This is a genomic window from Pectobacterium sp. CHL-2024 (assembly GCF_044751765.1).
GTDB lineage: Bacteria > Pseudomonadota > Gammaproteobacteria > Enterobacterales > Enterobacteriaceae > Pectobacterium > Pectobacterium brasiliense.
The window spans coordinates 1-18,791 of record NZ_JBIXKO010000022.1 but is presented as its reverse complement, the minus strand read 5'-3'; the positions used below and the strand labels follow the sequence as shown (position 1 = coordinate 18,791).

The following is an 18,791-nucleotide window of genomic DNA, read 5'->3' as shown; positions in this document are numbered from 1 at the left end:
CCACGACAGGTCCGCGTTACAGGTAAATAATTATTTTGAGTGCAAATCGAATCCAAACCCCGTCTCTCCCCGTGTTAAAGCTCCTCGCACTTGCGACAGCCGCGTTTCTGACCTTACTGACTGAGATCATGCCGGCAGGGCTCCTCAGTGCGATCGCTACGGGTCTTGATGTTTCTGAAAGTCTGGCCGGCCAGTTCATTACCGCGTTTGCTCTGGGGGCGCTGTTATCTGCGATTCCTGCTACGGCGCTGACGCGCGGCATGCGACGCAAGCCCTTGCTGCTCATCGCGATTAGCGGGTTTGCCGTCGTGAATGCGGTAACCGCCTTTTCAGACAGCTACGTTTTATCACTGGCCGCCCGCTTTGTCGCCGGTCTGTTCGGTGGCGTGGTTTGGTCGATGCTTGCCGGGTACGCCTCCCGTATGGTTCCCAGATGGTTACTCGGGCGTGCCATTGCCATTGTCGGTGCGGGCTCTACGGCGGCGCTGGTTCTCGGTGTACCGATTGGCGGCCTTCTTGGGTCAGTCATCGGCTGGCAGGGCGCATTTGGGCTTGTGTCGGTTATCGCGGTGCTCCTTGTCGTTTGGATCGCGCTCTTTGCTCCCGATTTCCCAGGGGAATCGGCGGATAAACGGTTATCACTGCCTCAGGTTGCCGCCAAGCGTGGCGTCGGGGCGACGCTGGCGCTGATCCTCACCTACATCGTCACGCACAACATTCTGTATATTTACATCGAACCTTTCCTCGTGGCTTCCGCCATGGGGGACTGGCTCAACGGCGTGCTGTTCATCTTCGGGGCGGGGGCGGTGTTTGGCCTTGTGCTGTCCGGCATTATTGTCGATGGAAATCTCAAGCGTCTCGGTCCTGCCGAGGTGCTCTTATTCGCCGCGGCGACGCTTCTTCTGGGCCTTTGGTCCGATGTACAGGTCATTCTGATTCTGGCAGTCTTTATGTGGGGCATCTCTTTCGGGGGATTCTCCGTCGTCACGCAAACGGCAATGACTCATCTTTCTTCTGACGCTGTGGACGTCGCACAGTCGATGTCTACCACATCGTGGAACACCGCGGTGGCCTCAGGGGGCGTCATTGGAGGATTGCTTCTTAGCAGCGCAGGCCCGGGCGCGTTTCCGTGGGTGATGATTGGGCTATTGACGCTATCATTCCTCGTCGTAGTTCTGGGGGTTAACCGTGCGCTAGCGGCCGCTAAGCCAGCGCAGTCCGTCTCCGTCAGAAGTGATTCCTTGATGCAGAGTAACCAACATTTATGAAATACCGCCATTTCCTGTTTGACCTTGACGACACGCTGCTGGACTTCAAAGCCTCTGAGCGTCTTTCGTTTGCGCGTACGCTGACGAACCTTGGTGTCGATATTGAGAATACGACCCTATTCGCAGACTATCAGCGCGAGAATACTCAGCTATGGAGTGAGTTTGAAAAGGGGGAAATCTCCAAGGATCTCCTGAAAGTCGAACGATTCCGCCGCACGTTTTCCCTTCATGGAATCGATATAGATCCCCACAAAGCGAGCAACCTCTATCTGGAGTGCCTGCCTGAGACCGTGGTGTTGGTAGATGGCGCGGTTCAGATCTGTGAAGCGCTTGCCGAGATTGGTGAAGTTGGCATTATTACCAATGGTATCGAGCATGTGCAGGCGAAGCGTGTGGCGAACTCGGGTTTGGCAGATTGTCTCTCGTTTGTCGCTACCTCTGAGGCTTGCGGCTTCGCCAAGCCGGATGCACGTTTCTTCGAGTTCTCCGCCAGCAAATTTAGCTCGTTCGAGAAAACCAAAGCGATCATCGTGGGCGATAGGCTCGATGCCGATATTCTTGGGGCGAACCTGTACGGCATAGACAGCTGCTGGTTCAACGCAGGCGGAGCCGCCAACGATTCGGACATCGCGCCAACCTACGAAGCCGCAACCCTGCAAGATGTCTTCACGCAGCTCAGCGGCAGATCTTAAGCCGTACCACGCAACATCGACGACAATCACCATGGTTAACTCGCGGTGGATTGTCGTCGCACTTATCCCAATTGCTCACTTAGCTTTAGCAACATGCACGTCCTCAGTAGTCGCAGACCAAAAATACGCGGTCGAAGCGTAGGGCGGCAAGGTCTGTGCGATGGATGATGAAATTCAGCATGCCGTCATCCCACTGAAATTGTCCGTCCAGACAGACCTGAAACAGCACCAGCCAGTCCTGCGCTTCGCCACCCAATTTCTGTGCTGCCTGCAACTCTGGTAATTCATGCTGGCTGAAGCCACAGCCGTTGATTCGGGCAATGCCCCGATATTCAGGCAGTAGAGCATCAGGCGAAAAGTCCGATGGCAGCATGTCGTTGTTGATCATCCAGGCGAGTTGCTCTTTCGTCGCTTTGCTGTCAGGCAGCAGATTGAATGCGCCCAGTTGCCGTAACTGCCAGGCGTAATATTGTGCAAAGCCAAGACGGGACAGTGCATCGTCGTATGTATCATCGTCCAGCTCTGCCTGCTGCTCTAGACTCAGGCGCGAGCAGAGTATGGATCCAATATGAGGATTTTGGCGCAATGCGTAAAAGCTGGGGACGGCGACGCTGGTTCTCGGATGTAGTTTGAATGCGGGCTTCTGCCCGAGTGTATTCTCATCATTGAAGGTCAGGCCGGCAAAGCGAATGCCGCTGCACAGACGTGCGGCATCTTGCACATAGATGACTTTCCCTCGGGTTGTTACAGGGCTGCTTCCACATTCCAGAAAGAAGAATAACGTGCCTTCGCGCGGTAAATAATCTTGCAGCGGTGCCAAAGCGCGGCAGTCTATCTGCGCAATAAATTCCAGCGGTACACGATAGCTCTGTGTAACGTCGTCCCAGGGAAAAATGCACACGTCTTTTTCGTCTTCACCTTCTTCCCAGCACTCCTCGTATTCGAGCAGAATATCTTCGGCGACGCTGACACAAGGGTAGGGGATATCAACAGGTAAATCTGGCAGACCGCCCAGCCGATGATTACCCAGCGCTGTCTGGTCGTCCTCAGTGCCATGATAGAAATCGACGCTGCTGCGTAAAGTACCAGCCACGGCATGGGCTATGGGGGTGATGGTATCCGCTGAGAGCAGCGCATCCACAAGGTGCCGCCGTAACGGAGAATGCTCCGCCAGCAGCGGGTGCAAGGCTGGATCTATGGGAATAGGGCTAAAGGTTGGCGTCTCTGCTGTCTTTTCCTGCTTTATTTCTAGCTTGCTTTCCTGAATGGCGCTGGCCCCCGCGTCTTCTTCCCCTAATGCTTGTCGATGGCGGCTCAATGCCATCTCTGGGGTTGTGGTGACAATCCGCTGGCTGCGCAGCGCGGTTTCTATGGTTTTGAAATGTTCTTGTCGCCGATCCTCCGGGCAGTATCCCCCAGCGAAAAGGCAAACCGTGTCCGTTAAGCGGATAAACGCGAACAGGTAGGCGAAGCCGTAAATCCCTTCAGCCGTCATTAACAATGCGCTGTCGTTTTCGAGAGTTAACGTCTTTTCCTCAAGCCAGGTGAGTTTGCCATAGCTTTTACCGCAGAAAGCGCGATATCGCTCTGCCTGCCCCGTTTCTACTTTATGCAGCAGTTCCCTACTCACCGGATAAATGTTTAGCGCAACGATGCCGTCGTCGGTGGCGTACTGGCCGAGAGCCCCTTGTCCTATCTGCTCAATAGACGTGAAATTTGAGGGGAAATCTATAGATAAAACATCCGTGTGCATGATTGGCATAGCAATCCCTAACGTAGAAAAGAATATCGCCTCTAATGGGGCTTTTTATGATGCCACATTTGTCGACCTCAGCAAGAAGACGATGTGCTGACTGCTAATCACTCTGCATCACTCACAATGCATTTTTGTAACGTTTTGCTTTTTTTTGGTGCGCTAACGCAGCCGGATCGGCGTGTTTGCTGGGGTTTTATGGCGCTAATAAACATGGCACGGCCTGTGCTTAGTCTTACATACCATCTTGTGTACAAGATGGGGCGACTCAGGCAATCGACCTGATCGGTTTTTTCAGGCTGGTGGTTATCAGCTGTTGTTAGCTCACCATTGAAGGGGGAACACAATGAAAAATAACAATGACAAGATCGATCGTAAACGCAGGCAGTTGATGAAGTGGTCAGCGGTTAGCGCAGGGGCGCTGACGCTAAGTAGCTTGCTGCCGGGAATGGCTTTTGCTGCCGAAGGGGAAGAAATCCGTATTGGTTACTGGCCGATTGTGGGCGGCTTGCCTTTATATGTGGGCGTTGAGCGGGGCTTTTTCAAAGAGGCAGGATTGAATGTGCGAGCGGTGAAATTCGCCAGCCCGCAACAGATTGTCGAGGGGATGATCACGGGCCGCATACACGGATGCGCCAACGGTACGGCCACTGGTGCGCTGGGATTAGGGGCGATTACCTCACCCGGCCTGTTCAAGATCATCTGCTCGAACCCGTCGAATCATCAGATGGTATTGGATGAATTTCTGGTGCCGTTAAACAGCGACGTAAAAAGTATCGCGGAGCTGAAAGGCAAGCGCATCGCCTGTGGCCCGGGTATTCAGAATGTGGTGATGACCAAAATCATTCTGGAGAAAAATGGCTTTACGGCGGACGAGCTGCGCGTGACGGAATTGCCCGTCGGGCAACATGTGGCTGCGCTGGCCGCGGGGCAAATTGACGGCGTTTATACGCTGGAACCCACGGGAACCGTCGGGCGGCTGAAAGGGCTGTCGCGTACTCTGGAAACCGGTGTGATCTCGCGTTATGTGCTCGATAACCCCGATGCGCCGTGGTTTGGCGGTGCGGCGGCGTTAAATAGCGGTTTTATCGAAAGCCGTGCGGCGGATGCAAAACGCTTCACGCAGGCCTATGCCAAATCGGTGCAGTTTATTCAGCAGAACCCAGAAGCCGCACGCGATCACATCACTGGTTACACCAGCATTGAGGCCGAATTGAGTAAAGAAGTGCCGCTGCCGGGGTTTGTCATGTACGACGAGCTAAAAGGCGACAATCTGGCGTGGTTCCAGAAGTTCTATGACGTGTTCACCGAAAGAAAAATCTTCCGGCAGCCGGTGGATGTCAGCAGCCTGATTTATCAGCCTTAAGGGAGGTGTTCGATTATGCGCCAGCATTGGACGTCTAAATTATTACCCGCTGTCGGACCGATTCTGCTGTTTCTCTTTTGGCAGTTGGCCGTCAGCGCGAAATGGCTGAACCCTATTTTATTGCCATCGCCGGTTGAGACGCTGGGTTATATGTTCCAGTCTTTCGCGGATGCCGGCATGCGTACCGATATCGGTGCGACGCTATACCGTACGCTGGTGGCGTTTGGTTTTGCTGCACTGATTGGTGTGCCGCTCGGCATCATTTTAGGCAGTAACGAAAAGATCTACCGCAGCCTGGAGTTCTTGATCGACTTCTTTCGTTCTACGCCATCATCGGCGCTGATTCCGTTATTTTTGCTGATTTTCGGGATAACCGACGCGAATAAGATTGCCATTTCGGCTTTTGCCGCCGTGCTGGTGATTCTGTTCAACAGCGCCTATGGCGTGATGAATGCAAAGAAAACCCGTCTGATGGCGGCGCAGGTCATGGGGATTTCCCGTTGGCATATTTTTAAAGACATCATGTTACTGGAAAGTCTGGCGCAAACCTTTGTCGGCCTGCGCACGGGCGTGTCGATGGCATTGGTGATCGTCATTGTCGCGGAGATGTTTATTGGCTCGGAAACGGGGCTGGGACACCGCATCATTGATGCCCAGCAGGTGTTCAATATTCGGGATATGTACGCCTCGATTCTGATTACGGGCGCACTGGGATATCTGCTTAACGTCCTGTTTTTAGTGGTAGAGAAACGAATTGTTCACTGGAGTGGCAAAGCATGATGACATCCCATACAGCGCAAGTGGAAAAACCGGATACCGCTTTTCCGCCTTATCCGGCACCGAACACCCACGTTACCATTCGCGGCTTGAACAAGTCGTTTGCGGGTCAGCCGCTCTATACCGACCTGAATCTGGATTTACCGCGTGGCAAAATCGTGTCTATTTTCGGGCCGAATGGCTGTGGTAAATCGACGCTGATGAACATGATTGCCGGGCTGATTCCCGTCGATAGCGGCGATATCCTGTTTGATGGCAAAACGCTGTCAGAAACCAGAATCGGTTATGTGTTTCAAAACTACCGTGATGCACTTTTTCCCTGGATGAGCGCCTGGAAGAATATTGCTTACCCGCTGGTGCGCAGCGGCATGCGCAAGCAAGACGTTCAGGCTCGGATGGATGAATTGATTGCGATGTTTGATATTCGCTTCGATCTTCAGCGTTATCCGTATGAGCTTTCAGGTGGACAGCAGCAGACGGTATGTATCATGCGGGCATTGGCGACGGGGCCAGAGGTGATGTTTTTGGATGAGCCATTCTCCGCGCTGGATTTTGAAATGACGCTGTTCATCCGTGACAAGCTGCAAGAAGTTCAGGTGGCGACCGGCGTGACGATGGTCATCGTGTCACATGATTTGGAAGATGCGGTATTTCTGGCGGACGAAATCCTGCTGCTGACGCGCCGGCCAACGACGGTGTCGGAGATTGTTCCGTTCAATTTAGCGCGCCCGCGCGGTGCGGAGGCGATGAGCGATCCTGAGTTTATCCGCGTCAAGGCACATACGCTGGAGGTGTTCAAACGCGAAATGGCTGCATAAGTCGCCCATCTGGCGTATCTATTCCTGGCTCACCCAGCCGTAGCGGGCTGGGTGAGCCAGATTTCTGCATTCACTCTTCACCCAACGAGCGCGATACGCGTTCTTTTCTTAATATGCCCTGTATACCGACAAACAGCACGCCGGTTAGCAGCAAGATGGCGATGAGGCCGTCGTAGCCGTAAAACGTGATGGCGGCACCAGAGAATAGCGGCCCGCTGATACTACCAGCCGACCACACCAGCCCCAGAAGTGAATTCATCACAATCAGCCGCTGACCGGCAAATTTCTGACCCGCCCGAACCAGAGACAGCGTGTAAAGCCCGCCCGCCGCTGCGCCCAGTACGATACAGACGGGGATCAAAAGTGAAGGGGAGGAGAACGAGAAGGTGATCAAAACCAGCATCACACAGAAAAGGATGCCGCAGCCGATGTGGGTTTTGATGATGCCGCATTTGTCTGCCAGCCAGCCAATCGGCGTCTGAAAGACGGCATCGCCCAGAAAAATGAGTGTGACCAGTAAGATCGCGGATTTTTCGTCTAAACCCTGTTCCATGCCGTAAAGCGGAAAGAGCGCAAGGATACTGGCATCGAAGAAGGAGAAGCAGAGCACGCCAGAAGCGATTGCCGGGAGAAAAGGGATAAGATCCCGATAAGACGCTGAGGACGATTCATCTGCCTGAACCATCGTGGCGCAGTTCCTCAGCATGAACGCACACGCGGCGGATATCGCACAAATCAGCCATAGCGCATAGGTTTGTATCGGCTCGCCAGCGGCAATCAGCAGCGGCCCTATCAGCTGACACCCTGTAAAAACGGCGGCATACAGCCCCGTCAGCGTCGCTTTGTGTTTGTCTGACGCCCGACTGGTGACCCAGGTTTCTCCCAGCACCACCAAAACCCCCGAGGCGAGCCCGGTTAACAGGCGGGGGAAGATGAGCGAAACAGGGTGTGACAGCAGGAACGAGGCAACGGTGGATGCCGCCAGAACGATCAGGCTGCCGGATAACAGATAGCTGGCGTGCAGGTGGCGGCTGAGCCATGGCGTAACGAAAGAGGATAGCATCATCCCCGCCGCGGGAAGGGCTGCCAGAATACCGAGTGTCGCGGTGCTGTGCCCGAGCTCGGCCAGCTTTAGGCTGATGAGCGGCAGCGTGTACCCCGTAACCAACCCCACGAGTGAGGCGGCGATAATCATGTTCAGTGTCGTGAAATTGGCTTCACGGGAATATGCTGTCATTGTCTTTCCAGTGCGGTTTTAACAAGCATTTTCAACCCCGGAAAGGCAGGTGGATACTTCCTGCATTAGCCAGGTATGAAATCGTACGTACTTTTCATTTTGTTCGAGGGGGATAGGCGATAATAGATAATAAGCAGACCCCTCCCGCGCAAATCCATACGGTGCATGCAGTTGCCCGTTTGCAATCTCGTCCTGCACCATCAGGAAAGACGCCATTGCCATGCCTAATCCCGATACCGCCGCCTGAATACACAGATAAAAGTGTTCATAGTCCGCTCTGGTGCTGCCTTTGAGTGACACATGCGTCTGTCGTTGCCAGGTTGCCCACGCTTTCGGCCGCGTTCCGGCATAGAGCAAGCGCATTCCCTCCAGACTCTCCTTGCGATCGGCTTTGTCGCGACTTACCGGCCCCATCCATTCGTCACACACCTTTACCCCATGCGTTTGCGGATCCCAGTGAAAATCGTCACGCCGCAGCGCGAGGTCAACGCCGCTACGCACAAAATCAATCGGCCCGCCCGCAGCCACCAGATGAAGTTTGATATCGGGATTCGCCTGATTAAAAGCCGGTAGCCGCGGAATCAGCCATTTCATGGCAATCGTGGGTTCGCATGACAGCGTCAGTACCTCATCCTGCGCACCTTGCTGTAGCCGATAGACCGCGCCTTCGAGCTGCTCGAAGACGGACTGCGTGACCGTATGCAAAGAACGACCCGCCGCGTTTAAAAAGATCGCGCGGTTGCGTCGTTCAAATAGCTCAACCCCCAGTGCCTCTTCCAACAATCTGATCTGCCTGCTGACAGCACCATGCGTGACGTGCAGGGATTCGGCGGCTTTAACAAAGCTACCGGTTTGTGCGGCCGCTTCAAAGAAGCGAAAAGAGGCTAACGAGGGAATTTTCATATACACGATGAAATTTGACAGATTTATACCAAGATAAATCGCTTTTTTGCCACATGCAAACGCTGAATAATCACACTGTCTTCAGATTTAAAAGGCCTAATGGCCTAAATAATGAGGAAATATCGTAGAGGTCGCACCTTTGCTAGCCGTATTGCGTCAGTGATTTTTGCATTGCTCCTTTATCCTGTCTGTTACCCATCTGTGCAAAATCATCGTGAAAGTGATGGCTTGCCGAACAAGGAAAACGTTAATGAATGAGTTAATTGCCGTCGCGACGATCACCATTTTGGCGGTGATCAGTCCGGGGCCTGATTTTGCCATGGTGACCCGCAACAGCTATGCCTTTGGCTCGCGCGCCGGTTTACTCAGCGCGTTTGGCATTGCCTGCGGCGTCCAGATCCACGTGATGTATACCGTTTTTGGCATCGCGGTATTCATTGTGAACTCTCCGATACTGTTTATGGCGATGAAAGTTCTAGGAGCGTCATATCTGATTTATCTGGGGTATAAGTCATTAACCAATAAAACAAAAATAACATTAGAAGAAGCGTCCGGTCATGCGCCGTCATCGCTTGCCGCGTTTCGCATGGGCTTTCTCACCAACGCGCTTAACCCAAAAACCATGCTGTTTGTTGTCGCCACCTATACTCAGGTTGTGCAGCCCGGTAGCCCAATGAGCCATAATTTTGGCTATGGGTTATTCATGTCGGTGGCGCACTGGGTCTGGTTCAGCATTGTCGCGCTGTTTTTTGCCGCACCGGCTATGCGTCGCCGGCTGCTCGACAAGCAACGTCTGGTCGACAAAGGTATCGGCGTTGCACTGATTGCGTTAGGCGCTTCGCTGGCGTTCACCAAAATTACGCTCTGATGCATGACGGTGGTGAATAAAGCCGTCTGTAATACGTCGTGTGAACATAAAAATGGAGAATTAGGCAAGAAAACAAGCGGAATGCTATACCTGTTTGCTGGGGGAATTGAGGAAAATATACCCGTCATACTTCAAGTTGCTTGTGCGTTGGCTGCCCTTACTCACCCCAGTCACTTACTCGTGTAAGCTCCTGGGGATGAAATGAGAGACATCCTGTCTCTCACCGGAGGCCAGCCGTTGGCTGGTCAAATTCGTTCCCGACGAATTTGTCGCTCGGTTGCCGCGTTACAAGGCCATAAATGGGCCTTGCCCTAAAGGGTCAACGCAGAGCGTTGTTCAAAACGCTAACGTTTTGTCACGCAACTCGAATTATTTAGGGTATAGCGTGTTTCTCAACATAATCGGTTTCTCAACAGAAAAGGAAATAGCCATGCTTGTACATGCGTATGGAGCCCATGCGGGCGATAAACCTCTTGAACCGTTGCAGATTGTCCGTCGTGCGCCCGGAGCCCACGATGTCCAGATTGAGATTGCGTACTGTGGTATCTGCCACTCGGACCTGCATCAGGTACGTGCTGAATGGGCAGGTACACAGTTTCCCTGTGTACCCGGTCATGAAATCGTCGGGCGGGTGTCGGCTGTAGGGGCTCATGTCTCGGCCTTTAAGGCTGGCGATCTGGTGGGTATTGGCTGCATCGTGGACAGCTGTCGGCACTGTGAAGAATGCGATGATGGTTTAGAAAACTACTGTGACGGCATGGTCGGCACGTATAACGGCCCGACGGCGGATGAGCCCGGCTGGACGCTGGGTGGCTACTCCCAGCAGATCGTCGTACATGAGCGCTATGTGCTACGCGTCCGTCATTCCGAAGCGGAACTGGCTGCGGTCGCACCTCTGCTGTGCGCGGGGATTACCACCTATTCGCCGCTGCGCCACTGGAATGTCGGGCCGGGTAAGAAGGTCGGTGTCGTAGGGATCGGTGGACTTGGCCACATGGGGATCAAACTGGCGCATGCCATGGGGGCTTATGTTGTGGCGTTCACCACGTCTGAATCCAAACGTGAAGATGCCAAGGCGCTGGGCGCAAATGAAGTCGTGGTGTCTCGTAACGCGGAAGAAATGGCGGCGCACGCGGGCAGCTTCGATTTAATCCTGAATACCGTTGCTGCGCCGCACGATCTGGACGCGTTTCTGGTGCTGCTGAAGCGTGATGGCGCGCTCACGCTGGTCGGTGCGCCTGCGTCACCGCATCCTTCCCCTAATGTGTTCAACCTGATCATGAAACGCCGCACGGTGGCGGGATCGATGATTGGCGGCATTCCTGAAACGCAGGAAATGCTGGATTTCTGTGCCGAGCACGGGATTGTGTCCGATATTGAGCTGATCCGCGCCGACGAAATCAACGAGGCCTACGAGCGGATGCTCAAAGGCGATGTGAAATACCGCTTCGTCATTGATAACGCCACGCTGCACGCCTGATTAGCTGTATCCCACCGCACGGATTTCCCCGTGCTGTGGGATTGTCATCGACTGATTTATCACGCCTTCTCTACATCATGAGAAAAACCAAACCAGCGTAATTTCCTGTCACCAACGACGCGTGAATGCGGTACTATTCGTTGTCATACCTTTATACCAACGCGTTGATTTTCCTTCTCTATCACAGCGAAAAGACAGTTTAAAATGGAAATTTATCTTGGTTTAGCTCTGGTTGGTTTGGTGATTATCTGGGCGATTTTTACCTACAACCGATTGATATCTCTGCGACGTTTTAAAGATGAAGCCTGGAGCGGTATTGCGGTGCAGTTAAAGCGCCGGCACGATCTGGCCCCTAATCTTCTGACGTTGGTCAAGCGCTACGCGCAGCATGAAAAAGACCTGCTGGAAGCCATTTCCCGCCAGCGTACTAGTCAGACTGGCAGTACGCGGCAAATTGCTCAGAATGAACGGGAATACTCAGGGACGCTGGGGCGCTTTTTTGCGCTAGCGGAGGCTTATCCTGACCTGAAAGCCAACCAAAATTTCCTCGCCTTGCAGCAATCGCTCTCTGAAATTGAAGAGCAGCTTCAGATGTCGCGCCGTTATTTCAATGCCACGGTGCGGGATTTGAATATTCAGGTGGAATCCTTCCCCAGCTTGCTAATCGCAAAACTGTTCCAGTTTAAAACCGAAGCGTTCTTTGAACTGGAGAATCCCGCAGAGGGTGACGTTCCACGGATGGAGTGACGTGATGGCAAGGTGGGTGGATGCGCTGCGCCGTTGTGGCTGGCTGGTTTTACTCGGATGGAGTGTTTTAGTTCAGGCAAACGTGCCGGATAATATGTTTATCCCTAGTGTTAGCGTCGCGCCGGGCGCTAACGTTGATAACCGGCTAGCGGACGAACGTATTCTGCTATTTGATTCGCAGGCTCACTTCCAGACGGATGGCACCATGCTGGTGGATGAGACCATTCAGGTTCAGTCGACCGGCGAGCAGATCAAGCGAGGGATTTTCCGCACGCTCCCGCTGGTCTGGTATCGGCAGGACGGCAGTACGTTCCGGCTGGCGTACCAGATCACACAGGTGCTGCGAGATGGCGAGCCGGAACGCTACAGCATCGATCAAACGGGCGAACAGATTAAAGTATTGATTGGTCGAACCGATCGCCAACTGCAACCTGGAGTCTATCGCTACCGTATTCAGTATCAGGTGAGTAATCATTTCAGCCGCTTTCCCGACTGGGATGAGCTGTATTGGAACGTCACCGGCAACGGTTGGAGCTATCCAATAAATCAGGTGCGTTTTCGCCTGTATCTGCCGGAGCAAGCCGCGTTTCTCTCTGCCAGCGGTAAAGACACACGCCTGCAATCGATTGATGTCTATACCGGTCCGGTGGGCAGGAAAGGTGACAACGCCCGTATTCTGGCTGATGGCAGTATCGAGACGCTCGCGCCGCTGCATCCGGGGGAAGGTGTAACGGTCGCCTACACCTGGCCACGGAGTATTCTGGCTTCCGCCCCTGCACCGCAAGAGGATTCTCTGCTGGGGAATTGGCTCTCGCCCGCGTTGAAAAGCGGGATACTGTGGTTTCCTCCCTTTCTGATAGTGGCTTACTACCTGTTTTGGTGGGGTAAGCATATAACCCCGCTTGGCTTAACGAAACCTGCAGTCATGCCGTTGTATAGCGTTCCCAATGGCATTTATCCCGGCTATGTACGTTACCTCTGTCAACGAACCTACGATAACGTGGCTTTCTCCAGCGATGTCTTGGATCTGGTTGCCAGGCGTGCGATTGCGCTGACAAAAGTCATCCATAAGCCGAGAAAAAGCCGAAGTGGTATGACACAGAGGCGAGAAGAGCAGTGGCTCACTCGCTTACCTGAAAGCGGGTCCATGAAGTTGACACCTGAGGATAAACAGCTCCTCAGCACCTTGTTTCCCGGCAAGACGAAGAAACTGGATATTACGCAAACCAGTATGCGTTCGGTGCCAATGCAGAAGGCGCGTAAGGCTCAAGAGGCGCATTATGAAAAAATGCACCCGACGCTGTTTTTATCGAGTGCAGGAGCCGTGAGAGTGGGTCTCGCGCTAAGCCTGCTGGTTCCGGTGCTGTACGGCTTTTTCTTCAATCTCTGGACGGCAATAAGCACGGTTATCGGCATGCCTTTCCTTCTGTTCAGTATGATGCTGTGTCTGCAATTACTGAAATACGCACGCTATTCCGCACTGCTAAAGAATAGTGAGAAAAGTAAAGCCTCGCTTTTTCTGGTGGTGGCCGGGTTTCTCTTTACGCTGCCGTTTGGTCTCGGGCTGTTTCGCTTACTGACATCGTCTCAACTGCCGACAGACTATCAGGGAGCCTTATCGGTAAGCCTGTTACTGTGTTTGGGGTTCTTCTGCATCGTCCCGCGTCATATCCAGAAAGGGTTGAATGGTCTGGCCGTAGCCAAAGGGATGACCTTGTACCTCCGCGCCGCAGAAGAGCGCCGTTATGAAACGCTGTATCCGCCCGATGAGCGAGTGACGCATTTTGAACGCATGCTGCCTTATGCGCTGGCGTTGGGCGTGGGGGAAACCTGGGCCAATACGTTTGCTCAGTATCTGAAAAGCCACCAAATGGTTTCTGACGTGTTCTCCAGTACGCAGTGGGACGGTATTTCCCAGTTCAATAGCGCGTGTAGCGCCTCGTCAACGACGGTGGTGAGCTCCGGCTCTGGCGGGGGAGGCGGCAGCTCCAGCGGTTCCGGCTCTTCCGGCAGGGGATCGTCGGGAGGCGGTTCCGGCGGTGGCGGTGGAGGCGGGTGGTAGCATCATCAATACCGTGCTTTGGGGCAATGTTTCATCTGCGATAAATAATAAGGAAAAATAGGAAAATGACGGACAGGCATTCAAACGAAACCGGGGTATCACCACAACACGATTTCCCTATGCGCGACGAGTCGCTTGCGGCAATCAACAAATGGTTTGATACGCAGGAGCAAAGGGCCGGTCTTGATGAGATTATATCGCGAACCACATTGCAGGCCGGCATCCATGACGATGTGATACTGGATTATGCGCCGGGGCGTACGTCGATATCCTCTGAAGCGAAGCCGGATGCCGATGGGCTGTCTCCCGGCAGCCGCAAAGGGGCACTGAGCGTGGCGCAGATACAGGAAAGTATCGTTCCTGTGCTGACTCAGGCTATCGCGCAGCGTATTGAGAAACTGGCCGATACGGCGCTGATTAACTACCGGTTTTGCTTCCGTGCCATCTTCCCGGCAACGGAAGGCCGCCTGCTGGTTACGCTGTTTACGTTCACCAACGAGGTGAAAAAACAGCGGCTACTTGAGTCTATCCACGCCTATACCGATCGGCACCTGACTCATGGCGATGCGCCGACGGAGCCGCTACAAACGTTCTTTCTGGCTCGTCACTTGCTTGATATACAGCTCTTTCCCTCGCAGGATATCCACTGGATCATGACGCAGTTTGAGCAAATTCAGCGGCGAAATGCCGGGCATGCGGAGCTGTCGGAGCATCGGCGCAATATTATCGGTGCATTAAAAACATGGGTAGAGCAGCAATTTCTGCTGCGGTATTGCGACGTATCTCAGCCTGAGCATTTTTTTGAGCCAGAAATCTATACCCTCAAGCCCGGAATCACGTTGGAGCAGCAGGATCCACAAACGCTTCACCCCGTCGAGCTCGTGCTTTATGCCGCCATCATGATTCTGCGTTATGAGCCTTCCTACAGTAAGTCTCAGGCGCTGGAATATCTGGATATCGCGAAGCAGTTGGGCTACCCGCGTGCGCTAAGCATCATGGAAGAGGGAAGTGGTGCGTTTGAGAAAGCGCAGATTAACCTGAAGAACGAATCGGTGGAATGCGTGGCGAATGATGTGTTCTCGACCATCACCGTCCGTATTCGTCAGGAAAGCGCCGAAGCGTATGAGCAGGCGCTGCGCTTCATTACGCGCTTACTGACGCTCGGCTTCCCAAAGAGCTACAAGATCGTCCTGAAATCGTCGATGCGGCAGTACCTTCCCATCAAGGGGCTGGCAAAATCGGATACCCATCGTTTTTTTGCTAACGCGTTGCAGTATGAATCGAACTATCCGCTTCTTGAGGATTATGCGCGTACTGCGATTGAAGAATTTGAATGGTATGACGATTCGGAAGGCGAAAAGTGCTGTATGCCGGGAAGCTATGCGGTGTTCGGGCTTGGTCTGACCGAGGCGGGATACTTCCCACTCGTCAAAGATTACATGGAAAGTGTGGATGATGAGCATCAATCGGTACAGGATGCCTTCATTCGTGCATTTTTCGATAAGCATAGCGTGACGGCGCAGAACGTGGCGACGCTGGTTGCCTGTCTGAGCCATGCGACAGAAAGTCTAAAGTTGAATATGTTGCTCGCGCTAGAGAATGATGCGTTGTTCGAACAACTGGTTGAAGAAGTGCGGATGCGGGAACCCGCCGTGATAGAACATATTTTGTATCTCATCTGGGGCAACACCAAAAAGCTTGCTGCACTGGTGAAAAAATCGGAAGCGAAGCGCGGCGCGCTATTGACGTCGCTCATTCAGGCTTCTGCCTAATCGTAAACGTAATGACGACAATGTTCGGAGTGAGTCCGAAGGTGTCTCACTCTGCTAAGGAACGTGCTTATGACCGCTATTCTGCTGCTGGACTCGCGGGCCGATGAGATTGGCTCTGTCTTAAATCATGCTGCACCAGAGCTTGAGCTGGTGCTCTCGAACGGTACGGCAGAGCAGGCCGCAAGCTGCCCGATTTGGCTGGGTGAACCGGATACCGCTGCCGCATTGTTGGCTCAGGGAGCCAAACCAAAGTGGCTACAGTCGACCTGGGCAGGGTTCAAACCGCTGTTGGCTGATGAGTTGCCGCGTGATTACCGTTTAAGCCGTGCTGTTGGCGTGTTTGGGCAGCCTATCGCCGAATATGTGATTGCCTATATGCTCAGGCATGAACTGCGTCTGGGGGAACGGCAAATCAGTCAGGAAGAACGGCGCTGGGATCACCGTTTACCAGGATCGCTGGCGGATAAAAATGTGCTGATTGTTGGTGCGGGAGAGATCGGCTGTGAGGTCGCAGGTTTTCTACGGCCTTTTGGCGTTGAGTTATATGGCATCGTTAGTACGCCAAGACAGCGGCCTGATTTTAAACGGATCATGAGCTTAGCGGAGTTACCCGCTGCGGTACCGAAGGCCGATTATGTCATCAATCTCCTTCCCGATACGTCGGCAACCACCGATATCTACGATGCCCGTCTGTTTGCCGCCATGAAGCCTTCGGCGCTGTTCATTAATGTCGGACGGGGTAGCGCCGTGGTGGATGATGATTTGCGGGCGGCGCTATGTGATGCGCAGATTGCGGGGGCGGTGCTGGATGTATTCAGGCAAGAGCCGCTACCGTACAGCCATCCATTCTGGAACACACCGAATCTGACGTTGACGGCGCACATTGCCGGACCAATGGTGCCGGGGCTGATGGGGCGATTATTTCTGGATAATCTCACCCGCTTTCATGCTGATAATACGTTGCGTGGTGAGGTTGATTTTAGTCGCGAGTATTAAATAATTATTGAGTAAATTATCAATGAGCGAATTAATAATAATTTCAATTCGCTCATTTAAAAATTTCATTTTAAATATTTTTGTAAGATTTTATTGAGATTATACAGCATGTCGGTGTAATACTACGTCCGCTTCACGTTCAGTATTTGTTAATTATTAAATAATAAGTCTGCGTTCTATTTGATAATCCTCAAGGATAAGGAAATATTGGGATGAAATACCATCGTTTAAATGTATATCTTGCGGCTGCCGGATTGGCATTCTGCATGGGTTCAGCGATTGCTGAAACCAGCGTTTCTGTCGAAGTGAAGGATATTGGGAAACTGCAAAAGAAAGGCACGGTTTCTGTATTTGATGCCCCTAATAGCATACAAGCGCATGCTGCAAGTAATTATAAATTTCACAAAGCGGAAAATGAGGGGGTTGTTGTTATCGCTCCCAATGCACCAGCTGCACAGGCTGATGCAAAAAATGCACAAAAAAAGCCGTTATCCAGCACCCAGCCTCTTGCTAATAACGCTGCATTCACTCCGCTGTGTCCGACTCTTGCCGTAAACTCTATTTATACGCTGGACGGGCTGCAAAGTGGAGGCAGCGCCTGTTATCACTTTGAAATCACTCAGCGTTCTAAAACAACCGCATTCGTCGTAGGCATGAGTCCTGAAACAGATATTGCGCTTAGCTTGATGCGGGACGATGGTCAGAATAATGTGACGGCAATTAATTATTCAAATCAAGCAGGGAATGCTGATGAAGCTACGTTGGATTTAACTCCACCGGGGCACTATTACTGGTTTATGGAAGCCAATACCGCAGATGGTTCTGGTTTTAATTTTGGCGCCATTGTTAATACGAATGTTGATGCTTATGAGCTGAACGATATTCCGTCTTTGGCCTATCCCTTGTCTGATAATTTGAGGGAAATTGAAGGTAACTCTGATAGTGATTCTGATGCGGATTACTACGTATTTACCGCAACCCGTGGCCAGCATGTTTTACTTCGCTTTGATGGCGTGACGAGCGGAACCAATAACAACTGGTTACTGGCGTCTTCCACTGATGGCGGTAATACCTGGACAACCCGTAATACCGGACAGGAAATTACCATCATTCCTTCTCAGCCGAATGAGAAAGTTTTGGTGAGAGTGTTGCCTAATCCATCAAGATTACCGACGGTGTCCCAGAAATATAAGCTAACTTTAGGCTCCAAAATTGTTGGGTTTAGCCATTCTGTTACGGGGGAAAGTACCGTCCTGCGTATCCCAAGTTCTGCACCGACAGCTTTTGGTTTTATGACCACGCAAGCCTATCGGGATGTTACCTGGGGAGTGACGATGGCGGATTCCACCGGCGCGGGTATTCCAAATATTGTGGCGATTCTTATACTCGACCAACGAGAAAACAACGGTGAGTTAGAGTTTAATGCTGCCAATGCCCACGGAATAATCACTGATGCAAACGGCAAGGCTTCTGGGTCTGTGAAATTGGATAACTGTTATGCTGATTACACGACACAGTTCCAGGACTACAGTCAGGGCTATATTAATACGTGGAGAACAACCTACGATGTGGGTGCATGGCGTATTGAAGTCCCGGCTCAGAGCGGTGTCGGCGTGGGCGGGAATAATGTCACTCACGTCACATTCGGGCACATCTGTAAGCAAACGTTGTTGAAAAGCGTAAAATCCTGATACGCATAAGTCAATGAAATATCAGGCCGCCTTAACCTCAGGCGGTCTGATTGTGGAGGCGGGCTCATAGCTTTGCCCCCACTGCGTTGGTGCTGGTTAAAACTGGATGGTAAGGTTTTCAGTGAAAAGGGCTTGCCACGTAAAGTTGATTGGTACATAATGCTGACCGTTGAATCACCTACTGATAAATAGTGATTAAATTCATTGGGTTACATTTGATTTGACTGGGTTTAACTAGTTTTGGTTTCGGCAAGATTTGTTTTTTGCTGAAAGTAAAAAGATAATAAATCCGATTCTCTGCGGGAATAGCTCAGTTGGTAGAGCACGACCTTGCCAAGGTCGGGGTCGCGAGTTCGAGTCT

The 18,791-nt window shown here is 52.5% G+C and carries 15 protein-coding genes; 12 read left to right on the top strand and 3 right to left on the bottom strand.

Annotation, left to right across the window (positions count from 1 at the left end; all coding sequences use genetic code 11):
* Positions 1 to 35 precede the first annotated feature (35 nt).
* On the top strand, positions 36 to 1,268 hold the full coding sequence (locus ACIPUG_RS19725) for an MFS transporter (RefSeq protein ID WP_400339891.1): 1,233 nt from the start codon (positions 36 to 38) through the stop codon (positions 1,266 to 1,268).
* Positions 1,265 to 1,960 (top strand): YjjG family noncanonical pyrimidine nucleotidase, encoded by a 696-nt coding sequence (locus tag ACIPUG_RS19720; RefSeq protein WP_400339888.1) that lies wholly within the window; start codon positions 1,265 to 1,267, stop codon positions 1,958 to 1,960. Before ACIPUG_RS19725 ends, ACIPUG_RS19720 begins: the two co-directional genes overlap by 4 nt.
* Positions 1,961 to 2,063: 103 nt before the next feature.
* On the opposite strand, the gene ACIPUG_RS19715 is transcribed toward ACIPUG_RS19720, so the two are convergent.
* Complete coding sequence (locus ACIPUG_RS19715; RefSeq protein WP_400339886.1) at positions 2,064 to 3,722, bottom strand: DUF1963 domain-containing protein; 1,659 nt, start codon at positions 3,720 to 3,722, stop codon at positions 2,064 to 2,066.
* Between the two features lie 337 nt (positions 3,723 to 4,059).
* Here ACIPUG_RS19715 and ACIPUG_RS19710 point away from each other — a divergent pair, with 337 nt between their 5' ends.
* Genes ACIPUG_RS19710 through ACIPUG_RS19700 form a run of 3 tightly spaced genes read left to right on the top strand, consistent with a single transcriptional unit; the run spans position 4,060 to position 6,674 of the window.
* A complete protein-coding gene (locus ACIPUG_RS19710; RefSeq protein WP_039552649.1) occupies positions 4,060 to 5,079 on the top strand; it encodes an ABC transporter substrate-binding protein in 1,020 nt (339 codons plus the stop codon).
* A 15-nt stretch (positions 5,080 to 5,094) separates the two neighbouring features.
* Entirely contained in the window at positions 5,095 to 5,859 is a 765-nt protein-coding gene (locus ACIPUG_RS19705; RefSeq protein WP_010283101.1) for an ABC transporter permease, read from the top strand.
* Positions 5,856 to 6,674, top strand: coding sequence for an ABC transporter ATP-binding protein (locus tag ACIPUG_RS19700; RefSeq protein WP_080163139.1), 819 nt, complete (start codon positions 5,856 to 5,858; stop codon positions 6,672 to 6,674). The genes ACIPUG_RS19705 and ACIPUG_RS19700 overlap by 4 nt, the downstream gene beginning before the upstream one ends.
* Before the next feature lie 70 nt (positions 6,675 to 6,744).
* Here the strand turns inward: ACIPUG_RS19700 and ACIPUG_RS19695 are convergent, their stop codons facing one another.
* Both ACIPUG_RS19695 and ACIPUG_RS19690 read right to left on the bottom strand, forming a co-directional pair.
* The gene (locus tag ACIPUG_RS19695; protein WP_400339883.1) at positions 6,745 to 7,911 is read right to left on the bottom strand and encodes an MFS transporter; all 1,167 of its coding nucleotides are present in this window, start codon (positions 7,909 to 7,911) and stop codon (positions 6,745 to 6,747) included.
* Between the two features lie 18 nt (positions 7,912 to 7,929).
* Complete coding sequence (locus ACIPUG_RS19690; protein WP_400339880.1) at positions 7,930 to 8,814, bottom strand: LysR substrate-binding domain-containing protein; 885 nt, start codon at positions 8,812 to 8,814, stop codon at positions 7,930 to 7,932.
* Between the two features lie 250 nt (positions 8,815 to 9,064).
* On the opposite strand from ACIPUG_RS19690, the gene ACIPUG_RS19685 reads away from it, so the two are divergent.
* The 7 genes from ACIPUG_RS19685 to ACIPUG_RS19655 all read left to right on the top strand — a co-directional run bounded on the left by ACIPUG_RS19685 (position 9,065) and on the right by ACIPUG_RS19655 (position 18,430).
* Positions 9,065 to 9,682, top strand: coding sequence for a LysE family translocator (locus ACIPUG_RS19685; RefSeq protein WP_014916756.1), 618 nt, complete (start codon positions 9,065 to 9,067; stop codon positions 9,680 to 9,682).
* Positions 9,683 to 10,112: 430 nt separating this feature from the next.
* The gene (locus tag ACIPUG_RS19680) at positions 10,113 to 11,162 is read left to right on the top strand and encodes an NAD(P)-dependent alcohol dehydrogenase (protein WP_400339877.1); all 1,050 of its coding nucleotides are present in this window, start codon (positions 10,113 to 10,115) and stop codon (positions 11,160 to 11,162) included.
* Between the two features lie 204 nt (positions 11,163 to 11,366).
* Positions 11,367 to 11,909, top strand: a complete 543-nt coding sequence (locus tag ACIPUG_RS19675; protein ID WP_039283635.1) for a LemA family protein — start codon at positions 11,367 to 11,369, stop codon at positions 11,907 to 11,909.
* A gap of 4 nt (positions 11,910 to 11,913) precedes the next feature.
* On the top strand, positions 11,914 to 13,971 hold the full coding sequence (locus tag ACIPUG_RS19670) for a DUF2207 domain-containing protein (protein WP_400339875.1): 2,058 nt from the start codon (positions 11,914 to 11,916) through the stop codon (positions 13,969 to 13,971).
* 65 nt (positions 13,972 to 14,036) lie between these two features.
* Positions 14,037 to 15,743, top strand: a complete 1,707-nt coding sequence (locus ACIPUG_RS19665; protein ID WP_400339872.1) for a DUF6138 family protein — start codon at positions 14,037 to 14,039, stop codon at positions 15,741 to 15,743.
* Between the two features lie 69 nt (positions 15,744 to 15,812).
* The gene (locus tag ACIPUG_RS19660; protein WP_014916753.1) at positions 15,813 to 16,739 is read left to right on the top strand and encodes a D-2-hydroxyacid dehydrogenase; all 927 of its coding nucleotides are present in this window, start codon (positions 15,813 to 15,815) and stop codon (positions 16,737 to 16,739) included.
* A 212-nt stretch (positions 16,740 to 16,951) separates the two neighbouring features.
* Positions 16,952 to 18,430, top strand: coding sequence for a hypothetical protein (locus ACIPUG_RS19655; RefSeq protein WP_039462539.1), 1,479 nt, complete (start codon positions 16,952 to 16,954; stop codon positions 18,428 to 18,430).
* Positions 18,431 to 18,791: the final 361 nt, after the last annotated feature.

Bases quoted from the DNA above. Each gene is read 5' to 3' on its own strand.
- ACIPUG_RS19720 (WP_400339888.1), top strand. From the start codon at position 1,265: ATGAAATACCGCCATTTCCTGTTTGACCTTGACGACACGCTGCTGGAC.
- ACIPUG_RS19715 (WP_400339886.1), bottom strand. From the start codon at position 3,722: ATGCCAATCATGCACACGGATGTTTTATCTATAGATTTCCCCTCAAAT.
- ACIPUG_RS19710 (WP_039552649.1), top strand. From the start codon at position 4,060: ATGAAAAATAACAATGACAAGATCGATCGTAAACGCAGGCAGTTGATG.
- ACIPUG_RS19705 (WP_010283101.1), top strand. From the start codon at position 5,095: ATGCGCCAGCATTGGACGTCTAAATTATTACCCGCTGTCGGACCGATT.
- ACIPUG_RS19700 (WP_080163139.1), top strand. From the start codon at position 5,856: ATGATGACATCCCATACAGCGCAAGTGGAAAAACCGGATACCGCTTTT.
- ACIPUG_RS19695 (WP_400339883.1), bottom strand. From the start codon at position 7,911: ATGACAGCATATTCCCGTGAAGCCAATTTCACGACACTGAACATGATT.
- ACIPUG_RS19690 (WP_400339880.1), bottom strand. From the start codon at position 8,814: ATGAAAATTCCCTCGTTAGCCTCTTTTCGCTTCTTTGAAGCGGCCGCA.
- ACIPUG_RS19685 (WP_014916756.1), top strand. From the start codon at position 9,065: ATGAATGAGTTAATTGCCGTCGCGACGATCACCATTTTGGCGGTGATC.
- ACIPUG_RS19680 (WP_400339877.1), top strand. From the start codon at position 10,113: ATGCTTGTACATGCGTATGGAGCCCATGCGGGCGATAAACCTCTTGAA.
- ACIPUG_RS19675 (WP_039283635.1), top strand. From the start codon at position 11,367: ATGGAAATTTATCTTGGTTTAGCTCTGGTTGGTTTGGTGATTATCTGG.
- ACIPUG_RS19670 (WP_400339875.1), top strand. From the start codon at position 11,914: ATGGCAAGGTGGGTGGATGCGCTGCGCCGTTGTGGCTGGCTGGTTTTA.
- ACIPUG_RS19665 (WP_400339872.1), top strand. From the start codon at position 14,037: ATGACGGACAGGCATTCAAACGAAACCGGGGTATCACCACAACACGAT.
- ACIPUG_RS19660 (WP_014916753.1), top strand. From the start codon at position 15,813: ATGACCGCTATTCTGCTGCTGGACTCGCGGGCCGATGAGATTGGCTCT.
- ACIPUG_RS19655 (WP_039462539.1), top strand. From the start codon at position 16,952: ATGAAATACCATCGTTTAAATGTATATCTTGCGGCTGCCGGATTGGCA.